Source organism: Polaribacter aestuariivivens (genome assembly GCF_005885675.1).
Classification (GTDB): domain Bacteria; phylum Bacteroidota; class Bacteroidia; order Flavobacteriales; family Flavobacteriaceae; genus Polaribacter; species Polaribacter aestuariivivens.
In genome coordinates, this window is sequence record NZ_VANR01000004.1 from 293765 (window position 1) to 307918 (window position 14154).

Consider the following 14154-nt stretch of genomic DNA (forward strand, 5'->3'; position numbering starts at 1 on the left):
CAAAATGTTCTTTTAAATAATTTGTTAAATTATCGATTGCTTAATTTTTGATAATAAAATGCAGGCAACAGTAACAGCAAAAATAAAGGGTGTATTATAAAACGACGTATGTAAAAAGGAAGCAAATACCCGTTTTCAAATTGATTTCTTAATAAAAGAACAAAAGCAATAATTAATACTGTAAATGCTGCCATTAAAAAAAAGCCTGTAAATTTTAAATAATCTTTTCTTTCAAATAAAACCCAAATAATCCCTAAGCTAACCAATGAGTTTAAAATATACCTAAATAGCATATCTATCATTAAATGCCAAACGTCTATTTTTGGAATTTTACTGTATAAATAATCATTTTTAAAATATTCTATTAATGGGTCATAAAATAATTCTTCGGAAAATGCTCTAATTACAAAAAGTAATAGCACTAAAATGATAGTTAATATTATTTTAATGTATTTGTTCATTTTTTATAATTAGAAAATTTATTTACCCAAATTACCCAAAGTAAAAATACGGTTCCGTAAATAATTGCGGGAAATACCAAGTTGTGTAAAAACTCTTGTTGCTCAGGGTATTTATGAAGCATAACTGTTAAAAAAGCAATTCTAAGTATGTTAATAACGTAAATAAAAACACTACCCAATATAGAAAAAATAATGGTGGCCTTTATGCTACCAGCAAAAGCAACAATAAAAGCAATAAAAAGTATAATTATACTTATAGAGTTACAGCCTTCAATTACTCTAGCAATATAAACATTGTTAATGAGTAATTTTACAGAAAGCTCTTCAGTATGTTGCATGTAATCTGCATGAAAACCAAAAAATTCTAAAACTCCAACAGTTTGTTTGGCAACACTTGTGGTAATAGATGCCGTTTGAAAAGAAGTTTCTTTTTCTTGAGATTTTTCTAAATATGCCGCATAAATTCCAAACAAAATAAAATATGTGACAAAAAATTTAATCAGAAAAATGACAACGTTTTTATGTTTTTTCACAACAGATTTTAATTTAATTTTGCATCTTTATTAAAAACGAAGATACAAAAATGGATATTTATAAAATACAAAAAGAAATTGATGCAATAATTGCTTCGTCAAATACAACAGATATCAAATTACAAAAAATATGTGATACGTTAGAAAATCAAATTTCTTATTATGATTGGGTTGGTTTTTACTTTAAAAATGGAAATAAAGAAGAGTTAAAATTAGCACAATACACAGGTGAAGAAACAGAGCATACAATTATTCCTTTTGGAAAAGGTATCTGTGGTCAAGTTGCTGTAAGCAATCAAAACTTTGTAGTGCAAGATGTTTCTGAGCAAGACAATTATATTTCTTGTGGTTGGAAGGTTAAATCGGAAATTGTTATTCCTATTTTTGTAGATGGTGAAAACGTTGGCCAAATTGATATAGATTCTCATACAGCAAATACTTTTACAGATAGTGATGAAGAGTTATTAGAATACATTTGCAAAAAAGTGGCTACAATTTTATAAAAAAAATTGGCATTTAGTATTTTTTTAACTATGTTTGTTAAACATACATAGTAATTTTTTAAATTCTAACATCATTAAACCCCTAAAATAATGAGAAAAGAACAGCTTAGTACTTCTGTTGCAGGTAGCAACAATCACTCAAATTTTGTTGAAAAGAAAAAATCATGGACAGATAATTTTGTTCAGTGGTTTCATAATTTTTTAGACTCAGCAGAATAATTTTTTACCCCTAAATATCTAATACCCCTAAAAATGAAGAAAAGCCAACACAGTTTTATTGGAAAACTCTTTCCTATTTTAAAGAAAAATGAAGAGAAAAGAGAGCCAAGAAATTACACAACTTTGGTAGAAAGTTTTAAAACAAAGGTGCAAGTAAACTAGTTGTTAATTACTTCTGCTTTTTGTTACTATCTTTTATTGCCTTAGAAAATTCATTTAACTAAATTTGCGTGCTTAACAACACAACACTAAATGAGCACTTCAAAAACAATTAAATCCGCATTAATTTCGGTATTTCACAAAGATGGTTTAGAGCCAATTGTAAGAAAATTAGATGAATTAAATGTAACCATTTATTCAACAGGTGGTACAGAAAAATTTATCAAACAACTTGGTATAAATGTAGTTCCAGTAGAAGACGTTACTTCTTATCCTTCTATTTTAGGTGGGCGAGTTAAAACTTTACATCCAAAAGTTTTTGGAGGAATTTTAAACAGACAAGATCACGAAGGTGATGTTGCTGAGTTGAAAGAATACGACATTCCTCAAATAGATTTGGTAATTGTAGATTTATATCCGTTTGAAAAAACAGTTGCTTCAGGTGCTTCTGAACAAGACATTGTAGAGAAGATTGATATTGGTGGTATTTCATTAATTAGAGCTGCAGCGAAAAATTTTAAAGATACTTTTATTGTTTCTTCAATGGATCAATATGAAGATTTCTTATCAATTTTATCAGAAAATAATGGAGAAACTTCTATTGAACAAAGAAAAAAATACGCCGCAAAATCCTTTAATATTTCATCACATTACGATACTGCAATTTTTAATTATTTCAATAATAATGAAGAGCCTGCTTTAAAAGTTAGCGAAACTAACGTACAGATTTTACGTTATGGAGAAAATCCACATCAAAAAGGATATTTCTTTGGCGACTTAGAAGAAATGTTCGACAAATTGCATGGTAAAGAATTAAGTTACAATAATTTATTAGATGTAGATGCTGCTGTAAATTTAATGGAAGAGTTTAAAGGAGAAGCTCCAACATTTGCCATATTAAAGCATAATAATGCTTGTGGTTTTGCACAAAGAGAAACCATTAGTGAAGCTTATTCAGATGCTTTAGCTGGTGACCCAGTTTCTGCCTTTGGGGGAATTTTAATTGCAAACACACAAATAGATGCCGAAACTGCAGAGAAAATTCATACTTTATTTTGCGAGGTAGTAATTGCACCAAGTTATTCTGATGAAGCTTTAGAAATTTTAAAGGGAAAAAAGAACAGAATTATTTTAATTCAGAAAGAAGTTGCTTTACCAAAAACAACTATTAGAACCTGTTTGAACGGTAATTTAGTGCAAGACAAAGATAACATTACAGATAAATTAGAAGATTTAAAATACGTTACCAACAATAAACCAACAGAAAGTGAGTTAGAAGATTTATTATTTGCATCTAAGCTGTGTAAAAACACAAAATCTAACACAATTATTTTGGTAAAAAATAAGCAATTATTAGCTGGTGGAACTGGACAAACAAGTAGAGTAGACGCGTTAAATCAAGCAATTGAAAAAGCAACATCTTTTAAATTTGATTTAAACGGATCTGTTATGGCAAGTGATGCGTTTTTTCCATTTCCAGATTGTGTAGAAATCGCAAACAAAGCAGGTGTAAAAAGTGTAATACAACCAGGAGGTTCTATAAAAGATCAATTAAGTATAGATTATTGTAACGAAAATAATCTATCTATGGTTATGACAGGAACAAGACATTTTAAACATTAATATTTTATAGGCTATTTACAATTAGAAATTTAGTAAATTTGTAATACTATAGCTAAAATAATACAATAAAGATATTTTATGGGTTTTTTTGATTTTATGACGGAAGACATTGCGATTGATTTAGGGACCGCAAACACGTTGATAATTCACAATGGAAAAGTGGTTATTGATAGTCCTTCAATTGTTGCAAGAAATAGAATTACCGGAAAAATCATTGCAATTGGTAAAGAAGCCAATTTAATGCAAGGAAAAACCCATGAAAATATTAAAACGATTCGTCCGTTAAAAGACGGTGTTATTGCAGATTTTCAGGCATCTGAAGAGATGATTAAAGAGTTTGTAAAACAAATTCCTTCCATTAAAAAGAAATTATTTCCACCAGCATTAAGAATGGTTATCTGTATTCCTTCAGGAATTACAGAAGTAGAAAAACGAGCAGTTCGTGATTCTGCAAAACACATGAATGCCAAAGAAATATATTTAATTTACGAACCAATGGCAGCTGCAATTGGTGTAGGAATAGATATTATGGAGCCAAAAGGAAACATGATTATTGATATTGGTGGAGGAACAACAGAAATTGCTGTAATTGCCTTAGCTGGTATTGTTTGCGACCAATCTGTAAAAGTTGCAGGAGATTTATTTACCAACGATATTATGTATTACATGCGAACACAGCATAACTTACATGTTGGTGAAACTACTGCAGAAAAAATAAAAATAACCATAGGTGCCGCAACTGAAGATTTAGAAACTCCGCCAGAAGATATGTTGGTTCAAGGTAGAGATTTGTTAAGCGGAAAACCAAAACAAGTACAAGTTTCTTATCGAGAAATTGCAAAAGCTTTAGATAAATCCATTTTAAGAATAGAAGATGCTGTAATGGAAACCTTATCTAAAACACCACCAGAATTGGCAGCAGATATTTACAATACAGGAATTTATTTAGCAGGAGGTGGTTCTATGTTAAGAGGTTTGGATAAACGGCTTTCTAGAAAAACAGATTTACCAGTGTACGTTGCAGAAGATCCATTAAGGGCTGTTGTTCGTGGAACAGGAATTGCTTTAAAAGAATTAGACAAATATAAGAATGTCTTAATGAAATAATTTTGAGCAATTTAAACTATGCAACAACTTATTTACTTTTTTCAGAAGTTTAAATATCTTTTATTTTTTTTGTTGTTGCAATTCATTGCAGTTGTTTTAACCTTTAATAACCTTAATTTTCATAAAAGTAAATATGTTAGTTCTGCAAATGCAGTTACTGGAGGCATGTATAGTAAAGCTTCTAGTATTTCAGAATACTTTAATTTAAAATCTGTTAATCAGCAACTTTTAGAAGAAAATACACTTCTTAGAAATCAATTAGAAAAAAATACGTCTATTGTTTTTAATAAAGATTCTACTATTGTAGATTCTGTAAAATACAATCAAAAATTTACATTTATTAGTGCTAAAATAATAAACAATAATTATTCGAAAGCTTTCAATTATCTTACAATTAACAAAGGTAAAAACGAAGGATTAGATAAGGAAATGGCAGTTATAAATGGCAAAGGAATAATTGGAATTACAGACGCTACTTCTTCAAACTATACAAGAGTACAATCTATTTTAAATAAAAATAGTAAAATTAATGCCAAGTTAAAAAACGATCGTTCATTTGGAACTTTAAAATGGAACGGAAAAAAATATAATATTGTACAGTTAACAGACGTTCCAAGACAAGCTCCTGTAAAAATTGGGGATACAATAGAAACTGGAGGAAAATCAACTATTTTTCCAGCAGGAATTCCAATTGGAACTGTAGTTAAAGTTGATGAAGAAAATAGTTTAGATAACATTATTGAAGTGAAGTTATTTAATGATATGAGTAATATTGGGCCTGTTTACGTCATAAAAAATTTACATAAAATAGAAATTAAAACATTAGAAAATCAAGATATTGAATAAAACTATTTATTTTGGGTTGTTATTTTTTTTCTTGCTTTTTTTGCAAGTTTTCGTGCTAAATAATATTTTATTTTTAGGTTATATTAACCCATACTTATACATCGCTTTTGTTTTTTTATATCCATTAAATAAAAACCGATTTCCTTTTTTATTAGCAAGTTTTATATTGGGTTTGAGTGTAGATTTTTTCTCAGATTCAGGAGGTATTCACGCATTTTCCATTCTTACAATAGCATATGTAAGATTGTTTTTTGTGAAAATTTATTTTAGAAAATATCCTGTAGATTATCCTTTTTTTAATTTACAATCAGAGTCTTTTGGTAAAGTTTTTAACTTTGTAGTAACTTTAACATTTTTACATCATTTTATTCTGTTTTCATTTGCTAATTTTAGTTTTCAAAACATATCTAATGTTTTATTAAATACACTATTTTCAGGTATATTTACGTTAACATTATATTTCTTGGGTTCATACATTTTTTCTAAAAGGCAATAATGCAAAGAAGTTTTTTATTATATTTTTTAATCACCATAGTTGGTTTTGTGTTTATTGGGCGTTTGTTTCAACTTCAAATTATAAGAGGTAGTGATTACGACCCAATAAAAAATGCTGCTGTAAAACCCCAATATGATTATCCAGAACGTGGTTATATTTACGATAGAAATGGAAAATTATTGGTGGCAAATCAACTTTCTTATGATGTAATGGTACAGCCAAATCAAGTAAAACCATTAGATACTTTAGAGTTTTGTAAACTGATAAAAATTACCAAAGAAGATTTTATAAAACGCTTTGAAAAAGCAGAAAATTATGCACCATATTTACCCTCTGTATTTTTAAAACAATTGGCAAAAGAAGATTTTGCATTTTTACAAGAAAAACTACATAAATACAAAGGGTTTTTTATTCAAAAAAGAATTATTAGAAATTACCCAATAAATGCGGCTGCAAATGTTTTGGGATATATTGGTGAAGTTGATGAAAATTTAGCAAGAAAAAGTGATTATTATCAACAAGGAGAATTAATAGGAAGAGATGGTGTAGAAAAACAATATGAAAATTTACTAAGAGGAAAAAAAGGAAAGAAATATTTACACAGAAATCGTTTTAATAAAGTTACTGGTTCGTACAAAAATGGTGCATATGATACTTTACATGTAAATGGAAAAGATTTAACATTAACCTTGGACATTGAATTACAGTTATACGCACAAAAATTAATGAAAGGTAAAAGAGGAGGTATAGTTGCAATTGAACCTTCTACTGGCGAAATCTTAGCTTTAGTGACAGCACCAACTTACAATCCAAACATGTTGGTAGGTAGAAAAAGATCTGTTAATTCAGCAATTTTAATGGATCCTAATAATTTAGAAAAACCCACTTATGATAGAGGATTAATGGCTGCTTATGCACCTGGTTCTCCTTTCAAAATGATGAACGCATTAATAGGTTTACAAGAAAATGTAATTACCGAAAAAACATCATTTTATTGCTACAATGGTTATAGATATGGTAATAGAAAAGGAGCATTTATGGGCTGTCACTGTGGTATTTTTGGTAGACCTATTCATTTGGAAACAGCAATAGCAAAATCTTGTAACAGTTATTTTTCGAACACCTTTAAAAGAATCGTAGAAAAAAACAATGAGCCATCACAAGGTTTAGATACCTGGAGTAAACATGTAAAAAGTTTTGGTTTAGGAGATTATTTAGGATACGATTTACCTGCAGGAAGTCCTGGTTTAATACCAGATGGAAAATATTATGATGCAAGAAAAGACTTCAGATGGAATGGTTCATCAATCATATCTAATGCCATTGGTCAAGGAGAAGTATTAACAACACCAATTCAATTGGCAAATTTTACAGCAGCAATAGCAAACAGAGGCTATTTTTATACACCTCATATTTTAAAGAAAGTAGAAAATACTTCTATAGAAAACCCAGAATATACTGAGAAAAAAATAACCACTATAAACAAAGAACATTTTGATCCAGTTATAGAAGCCATGCATGAAGTTTTTAAAACAGGAACAGGAAAATGGAGTCAAGTGAAAGGAATTGAAATATGTGGAAAAACAGGAACTGCTGAAAATTTTGCAATCGTAAATGGAGAAAGAATTCAATTAGCAGATCATTCTATTTTAGTGGCATTTGCACCTAAAAAAAATCCACAAATTGCATTAGCCATTTTTGTTGAAAATGGAGGTTATGGATCAACAATTGCAGCACCAGTTACTAGTTTATTGATAGAAAAATATTTAAACGGAGAAATTTCTAAGGCAACTAAATACAGAGAAACGAGAATGTTGGAAATGAGTTTGCAATCAGAATATGATAAATTAATTCCAAAAACAGAAGAAATTGCGTCAGGAACGAAATAATATTTTTGCAGGTATAGATTGGATATTGATCTTCTTATATGTTGTTTTAGTTGGTTTTGGCTGGTTAAACATATACGCAGCTTCAATTACTGACGAAGATACAGAGTTGCTAAGTTTTTCAACAAAATATGGAAAACAACTTATTTTCATTTGTTTAACAATACCATTAATTATCATAATTCTTTTTTTTAATTCTAAGTTTTATGAAAAATTTGCAAGCATATTTTACCTAATTTCACTCATATCATTAGCAGGTTTATTTGTTTTCGGAAAAAAAATAAACGGAGCAACTTCTTGGTATAACTTTGGAGTAATTGGTTTGCAACCTTCAGAATTTGTAAAAGCATTTACAGCTTTAGCAGTAGCAAAACTATTAAGTGATAGGCAGTATAATTTAAAATTGATAAAAAATCAAGTCAAAGCATTCATTATCATTTTTACGCCTGCTTTGTTAATTACTTTACAACCAGACGCTGGTTCTGCACTCATTTATTTGGCATTCTTTTTTGTGTTAAATAGAGAGGGTTTAACACTAAATTATATTCTTTTTGGGCTATTAGTTATTGTACTTTTTATTTCGACAATATTTTTTGGTATCAAGGTAATATTAACTTCCGTTTTTCTATTAATAACAATTGCTGTTGCATATATTACTTATAGAGGAGGTAAAAGGTTTTTACGTTTTAATTGGCATAAAATTATAATTGTTTATATAGTTTCTGGATTATTTATTGTCGGAACAGGTTATATATATGATTCTGTTTTTAAACAACATCACAGAGATCGTTTTGAAATACTTTTAGGTATTAAACAAGATAATAAAGGTATTGGATACAATTCCTATCAATCAGAACTAACAATTAGCTCTGGAAGTTGGACTGGAAAAGGATTTTTAAAGGGAGATTTAACACAAGGAGATTTTGTGCCAGAACAACATACAGATTATATTTTTAGTACAGTTGGAGAAGAGTGGGGTTTTTTAGGAACATCAACTGTTATTATATTATTCATGTTTATGCTTTATCGAATTATTTATTTAGCAGAAACGCATACCAATAAATTCGGAAGAATATATGGTTATGGATTGGCTTCCATCTTATTTTTTCATGTAATTGTAAATGTAGGAATGGTTATTGGTTTATTGCCAACAGTAGGTATTCCACTTCCTTTTTTTAGTTATGGAGGTTCATCTCTTTGGGGTTTTACTATTTTGTTATTTATTTTTATAAGGCTAGATGCTCATAAAAATTACGAATGGTAAGTTATTTTAAAATGGAAAAACATTTGTAATAGGAATAAACTGTAACTAAAGTATTCCTTAAAAAAGATAAGAGATATATTTGATATAAAAAAATAAAAATATCATATACAAAAAAAGCTCTGAATATAAATTCAGAGCTTTTTAATATTTTTTTAAATAGAATCTTACAATGCAGCTACGTGCTTTGTTAATTTAGATTTTAAATTAGCAGCTTTATTCTTATGAATAATGTTTTTCTTAGCTAATTTGTCTAATAAAGAAATAACTTTACTTAAGCTTCCTTCTGCTTCTTTCTTGTCTTCTATAGCACGTAAATCTCTTACAGCATTTCTAGTAGTTTTATGCTGATATTTGTTACGTAACCTTTTAGCTTCGTTACTTCTAATTCTTTTTAATGCTGACTTATGATTTGCCATAATTTCTTAATTCGTTTTTTTATTAAAACTTTTGTAGTCCGTACGGGAATCGAACCCGTGTTACATGGATGAAAACCATGCGTCCTAACCCCTAGACGAACGGACCATAACAACTAAAAATATATCTTAATTGCGGGTGCAAATATACAACGTTTTTTAAATTGTGCAATAGTTTTTGAAAAAAAAATTAATTTTTTTCAAAAATTAATATGCCTTTGCAAAAAGAACCCTTTTTGTTGATGGTTTTCCACTAAAAACACATACCCCAGCTTCTTGTTTTGCATCGTTTGGAATACAACGAATAGTGGCTTTTGTATATTCTTTAATTTTATCTTCTGTTTCTTCAGTTCCATCCCAATGCGCAGAAACAAAACCACCTTTATTTTTAATTACTTTTTTAAATTCTTTAAAGTCATTTACCTCTGTAGTATGCTCTTTTCTATAGTCACTGGCTTTGTTAAATAAACTCTCTTGAATTTCTTCTAATAAATTGCTCACAAAATCAACAACATTATCTTGCGATATTGTTTGTTTTTCAAAGGTGTCTCTTCTAGCAACTTCTACTGTATTATTTTCTAAATCTCTTCCTCCAAAAGCAATTCTTACTGGAACTCCCTTTAATTCATATTCAGCAAATTTTGCTCCTGGTCTAAATGTGTCTCTATCATCAAACTTTACTGAAATCCCTCTTTTTCTTAATGCTTTTACAATAACAGCTACTCTTTCTGAAATAGCAGTCAATTGTTCTTCACCTTTATATATAGGAACAATTACAACTTGTATTGGCGCTAATTTTGGAGGTAAAACTAAACCACTATCATCTGAATGTGTCATAATTAAACCACCAATCAAACGAGTAGAAACTCCCCAAGAAGTTGCCCAAACATGTTCTTGTTTTCCTTCTTTAGAAGTAAACTTTACATCAAAAGCTTTGGCAAAATTTTGTCCTAAAAAATGACTAGTACCTGCTTGTAGAGCTTTTCCATCTTGCATTAAAGCTTCAATTGTAAAAGTATCTTCAGCACCAGCAAAACGCTCGCTATCAGACTTGTATCCTTTTATTACTGGCATTGCCATAAATTCTTCAGCAAATGTTGCATACACTTCTTGCATTTGTTTTGCTTCAGCAATGGCTTCAGACTTAGTTGTATGCGCTGTATGGCCTTCTTGCCATAAAAACTCTGCAGTACGTAAAAATAAACGTGTACGCATTTCCCAACGAACAACATTTGCCCATTGATTTATTAGTAAAGGCAAATCTCTGTAAGATTGAATCCACCCTTTGTAAGTATTCCATATAATTGCTTCAGATGTTGGTCTTACTACCAATTCTTCTTCTAATTTAGCTTCTGGATCAACACGAAGTTTGCCTGGGTTTTCAGGATCATTTTGTAAACGATAATGTGTAACAACTGCACATTCTTTAGCAAAACCTTCAGCATTTTTTTCTTCTGCTTCAAACAAACTTTTAGGAACAAATAAAGGAAAATAAGCGTTCTGATGACCAGTTTCTTTAAACATTCTATCTAATTCTGCTTGCATTTTTTCCCAAATGGCAAACCCATAAGGTTTTATAACCATACAACCTCTAACTGCAGAGTTTTCCGCTAAATCGGCTTTTACTACGAGTTCGTTATACCATTTTGAGTAATCTTCTGATCGTTTTTTTAAATGTTTGCTCATATTCTAAACTTTGGCACAAATATTGTTATATTTCAAGTGAAATTTTTGTTAAAACTTGTAATGTATTTTACAAAAGTTGTACAAAACTACTATAAAAAGGTTAAATCCTTTGAAAACTTTAGAGTTTTTTACGTAACAATTTTTTCTAAAAAAAATAATGTTCACTTTAAAAACATACCAATATGAAACTTTTGCAAAATAAATCTAGCTTTTATCAATATCTACTATTTCTTTTATCAAGTATAGTATTGGTTTCTTGTGGAACTTATCAAAGTGCTTACACTAATGATGGTATATATGGAGATAAAATACCAGAAGAAAGAACTAACAATGTTATAATTGCTAACGAAAGAGATTATGACAACTACAATAATAATTATTTTACAAAAGAATTAGAACGTTTAGAAAGTATAAATGATACTGATTTTTTTACGAATATAGATAACTATAATTCACCAGATACACTATATGTTCAAGATAATTTGAATTATAATACTAATCCATCTTGGGGAAATAACCCAAATAATGATGTTGTGGTTAATGTTAACCTAATAACAGATCCATATTGGAATGATTTTGCTTTTGGCTTCAATAATTGGGGTTTCAATAACTGGGGCTATAATAATTGGGGTTGGAATAATTGGGGATTTAGAAATAGATGGAATAGATGGAACAGGTGGAATACTTGGGGTTACAACCCATATTGGCATCCTTACCACAACAACCTAGCTTGGGGTTGGGGCTGGAACAACGGTTTTTACAACCCACCATTTTACGGACACGGTTTTGTAACACCATACTACTATAATAATATATATAATAGAAACAGAAATGTAACTTATGGTAGAAGAACTGCTTATAACAATACATTTGATAGAAGAAGCAGTATAAATAGAAATAACTCAAGTATATCAAGAAGAAGAACTACAAACACAGTTCCAAGAACAACAACTAGTAGAAGAAGAAGTTCTACGATTACACAACCTACAAGAACTACAAGAAGATCTACTTCAACTATAAGAAGAAGTTCTACAGGGAACTCTAGTACTAGAAGTACAAGAAGCTCTTCAACCAGAAGAAGTTCATCTACCAGCTCTAGAAGAAGAGGAGGCAATACACCTAATGTAAGTGCTACAAACTATAAAAGTAGAAGTACAACAGTAAATAGACCAACATCTTCAACAAGAAGAAGTTCATCTACTAGTTCTAGAAGAAGAGGAGCTAATACACCTAATGTAAGCGCTACAAACTATAAAAGCAGAAACACAACAGTAAACAGACCAACATCTTCAACCAGAAGAAGTTCATCAACTGTGAATAGAAGCTACAATCCAAGATCTAGATCTACTACTAGAACAAGTAGTTCTACAAGATCAACTAGGTCTAGTTCAGCAAGAACATCTTCTAGAAGTTCCTCTACAAGAAGTTCATCTTCATCAAGAAGAAGAGGTAATTAAAAAATTGTTTATTTATAATTTAGTACTATTAAAATGAAAAAATTTATAACACTTGCGACATTGTTCGCATTCACGATAGCGTCTCATTCTCAATCTTTAAGTTACCAAGATTTGGCTCTACTTTTTTCAAGAGATGATGGAAATGGAACAGCACGTTTTAATTCTATGAGTGGCGCTTTTGGTGCACTTGGAGGCGATATTTCGTCAATAAATATAAATCCTGCTGGTGTTGCAGTATTTAACAATAGTATGTTTTCTGGATCTTTAAATACGAGAGAAACAGATATTCAATCGACATTTTATGGAAACACGTTAAATAATCAAAATCAAATTTTTAATTTGTCTCAAGCAGGTGCAGTTTTAGTTTTTGATAGTGCTTACAAATCAAACTGGAGCAAATTTGCAATAGGTTTAAATTATAGATTAACAACAGATTTTGAAAACAATTTTAATATTGCAGGAAACAGTGGTGTACCAACTTTTAGAGATTTTCCATTAGATAACAATTCACCAACAATAGATTATAATGTTTCAGATGAACAACGTTTTTCAAACATATATAAAGGTGAGGTGAGTGAATTTAATATTGCTTTTTCATCAGTTCATAACAATAACTTATATGTAGGTGCTGGGTTAAATTTTTATAGTTTAGATTTTAGTCAGCAATCTAATTTAATAGAACTAAATAATGATGGAAATGGAAACACATTAGATGCTCGTTTTTATCAAGAAAACTTTACAACAGGAACAGGTATTTCATTAAATGCAGGTTTTATATACAAAGCAAATCAAAATTTTAGATTTGGTTTGTCTTATCAAACACCAAGTTGGTTTACAGAAATGTTAGAAGAAACAAACATTGTAAATAACGACGGTTTTTTTGGTGATACTGAAATTACTGTAAGCGAAGATCCAAATTCTATTTACGACAATACAGCTGGAAACAATTTTCCAAGTACACGTTTAATTTATAGGCTTAAAACACCAAGTAAGTTAACTGCAAGTGCAGCTTTGATTTTTGGAAAAAATGGTTTGTTCAGTGTAGATTATACTAGTAGAAATTATTCAAACATGAATTTATCTGGTGATGATTTCAGTCAAGAAAATCAGTTTTTTCAAAACGATTTACGAAACACACATGCTGTAAATTTAGGAACAGAATGGCGTTTTAATAGACTTAGCATTAGAGGAGGTTACAAGTTTGAGCAAGATCCTTTAAAAACGGCTTTAGATTCTGATAATTTAGAAGGATATTCATTAGGAGCAGGTTATAACTTCGGAAACTTTAAATTAGATTTTTCATACAGTGATAATAACAGAACTACTTTTTATGATATTTATCCACAATTTTCAAATCAAATAAATACGGCAGATTTAAATATAGATAATAGAGTTTTTACGGCAACATTTTCAATAAACTTGTAAAAACTAAAAAACAAATAAATTTCGGCTCCATTTTTAACAATGATAAATATTGTTAGAAGTGGAGCCGAAAAGTTTT

The 14154-nt window shown here is 29.6% G+C and carries 15 protein-coding genes and 1 tRNA gene; 11 read left to right on the plus strand and 5 right to left on the minus strand.

Annotation, left to right across the window (positions count from 1 at the left end):
* Nucleotides 1-29 precede the first annotated feature (29 nt).
* Nucleotides 30-461, minus strand: a complete 432-nt coding sequence (locus FDT66_RS09245; RefSeq protein WP_138535888.1) for an exosortase F system-associated membrane protein — start codon at nt 459-461, stop codon at nt 30-32.
* Nucleotides 458-994 (minus strand): exosortase family protein XrtF, encoded by a 537-nt coding sequence (gene xrtF / locus FDT66_RS09250; protein ID WP_138535889.1) that lies wholly within the window; start codon nt 992-994, stop codon nt 458-460. Before xrtF ends, FDT66_RS09245 begins: the two co-directional genes overlap by 4 nt.
* Nucleotides 995-1044: 50 nt before the next feature.
* Between xrtF and FDT66_RS09255 the strand changes: the two genes are divergently transcribed.
* The 9 genes from FDT66_RS09255 (at nt 1045) to rodA (ending at nt 9097) form a co-directional block, all read left to right on the plus strand.
* Nucleotides 1045-1497: a GAF domain-containing protein gene (locus tag FDT66_RS09255; protein ID WP_138535890.1), complete on the plus strand. Its 453-nt coding sequence runs from the start codon at nt 1045-1047 to the stop codon at nt 1495-1497.
* Nucleotides 1498-1587: 90 nt separating this feature from the next.
* Complete coding sequence (locus FDT66_RS14230; protein WP_262709563.1) at nt 1588-1716, plus strand: hypothetical protein; 129 nt, start codon at nt 1588-1590, stop codon at nt 1714-1716.
* A gap of 33 nt (nt 1717-1749) precedes the next feature.
* The gene (locus tag FDT66_RS14235; protein ID WP_262709564.1) at nt 1750-1878 is read left to right on the plus strand and encodes a hypothetical protein; all 129 of its coding nucleotides are present in this window, start codon (nt 1750-1752) and stop codon (nt 1876-1878) included.
* A 90-nt stretch (nt 1879-1968) separates the two neighbouring features.
* Nucleotides 1969-3498, plus strand: a complete 1530-nt coding sequence (gene purH / locus FDT66_RS09260; RefSeq protein ID WP_138535891.1) for a bifunctional phosphoribosylaminoimidazolecarboxamide formyltransferase/IMP cyclohydrolase — start codon at nt 1969-1971, stop codon at nt 3496-3498.
* A 78-nt stretch (nt 3499-3576) separates the two neighbouring features.
* Complete coding sequence (locus FDT66_RS09265; protein WP_138535892.1) at nt 3577-4605, plus strand: rod shape-determining protein; 1029 nt, start codon at nt 3577-3579, stop codon at nt 4603-4605.
* An 18-nt stretch (nt 4606-4623) separates the two neighbouring features.
* Nucleotides 4624-5451 (plus strand): rod shape-determining protein MreC, encoded by an 828-nt coding sequence (gene mreC, locus FDT66_RS09270; protein ID WP_138535893.1) that lies wholly within the window; start codon nt 4624-4626, stop codon nt 5449-5451.
* A 52-nt stretch (nt 5452-5503) separates the two neighbouring features.
* Entirely contained in the window at nt 5504-5947 is a 444-nt protein-coding gene (locus tag FDT66_RS09275) for a hypothetical protein (protein ID WP_246034822.1), read from the plus strand.
* Nucleotides 5947-7836: a penicillin-binding protein 2 gene (gene mrdA, locus FDT66_RS09280; protein ID WP_138535895.1), complete on the plus strand. Its 1890-nt coding sequence runs from the start codon at nt 5947-5949 to the stop codon at nt 7834-7836. The genes FDT66_RS09275 and mrdA overlap by 1 nt, the downstream gene beginning before the upstream one ends.
* Nucleotides 7817-9097: a rod shape-determining protein RodA gene (rodA, locus tag FDT66_RS09285; RefSeq protein WP_138535896.1), complete on the plus strand. Its 1281-nt coding sequence runs from the start codon at nt 7817-7819 to the stop codon at nt 9095-9097. Before mrdA ends, rodA begins: the two co-directional genes overlap by 20 nt.
* 164 nt (nt 9098-9261) lie before the next feature.
* Here the strand turns inward: rodA and rpsT are convergent, their stop codons facing one another.
* The 3 genes from rpsT to proS form a co-directional block, all read right to left on the minus strand.
* Nucleotides 9262-9513, minus strand: a complete 252-nt coding sequence (gene rpsT, locus FDT66_RS09290; protein ID WP_138535897.1) for a 30S ribosomal protein S20 — start codon at nt 9511-9513, stop codon at nt 9262-9264.
* A 34-nt stretch (nt 9514-9547) separates the two neighbouring features.
* Nucleotides 9548-9619: transfer RNA gene (locus FDT66_RS09295), tRNA-Glu, on the minus strand.
* A 98-nt stretch (nt 9620-9717) separates the two neighbouring features.
* On the minus strand, nt 9718-11196 hold the full coding sequence (gene proS, locus FDT66_RS09300) for a proline--tRNA ligase (RefSeq protein ID WP_138535898.1): 1479 nt from the start codon (nt 11194-11196) through the stop codon (nt 9718-9720).
* A gap of 182 nt (nt 11197-11378) precedes the next feature.
* Between proS and FDT66_RS09305 the strand changes: the two genes are divergently transcribed.
* Together FDT66_RS09305 and FDT66_RS09310 are read left to right on the plus strand one after the other, a co-directional pair.
* A complete protein-coding gene (locus FDT66_RS09305) occupies nt 11379-12653 on the plus strand; it encodes a hypothetical protein (RefSeq protein WP_138535899.1) in 1275 nt (424 codons plus the stop codon).
* 33 nt (nt 12654-12686) lie between these two features.
* Nucleotides 12687-14078 carry an OmpP1/FadL family transporter gene (locus FDT66_RS09310; RefSeq protein ID WP_138535900.1) on the plus strand — a complete coding sequence of 464 codons (1392 nt, stop codon included), beginning with the start codon at nt 12687-12689 and terminating at the stop codon, nt 14076-14078.
* Nucleotides 14079-14154 lie beyond the last annotated feature (76 nt).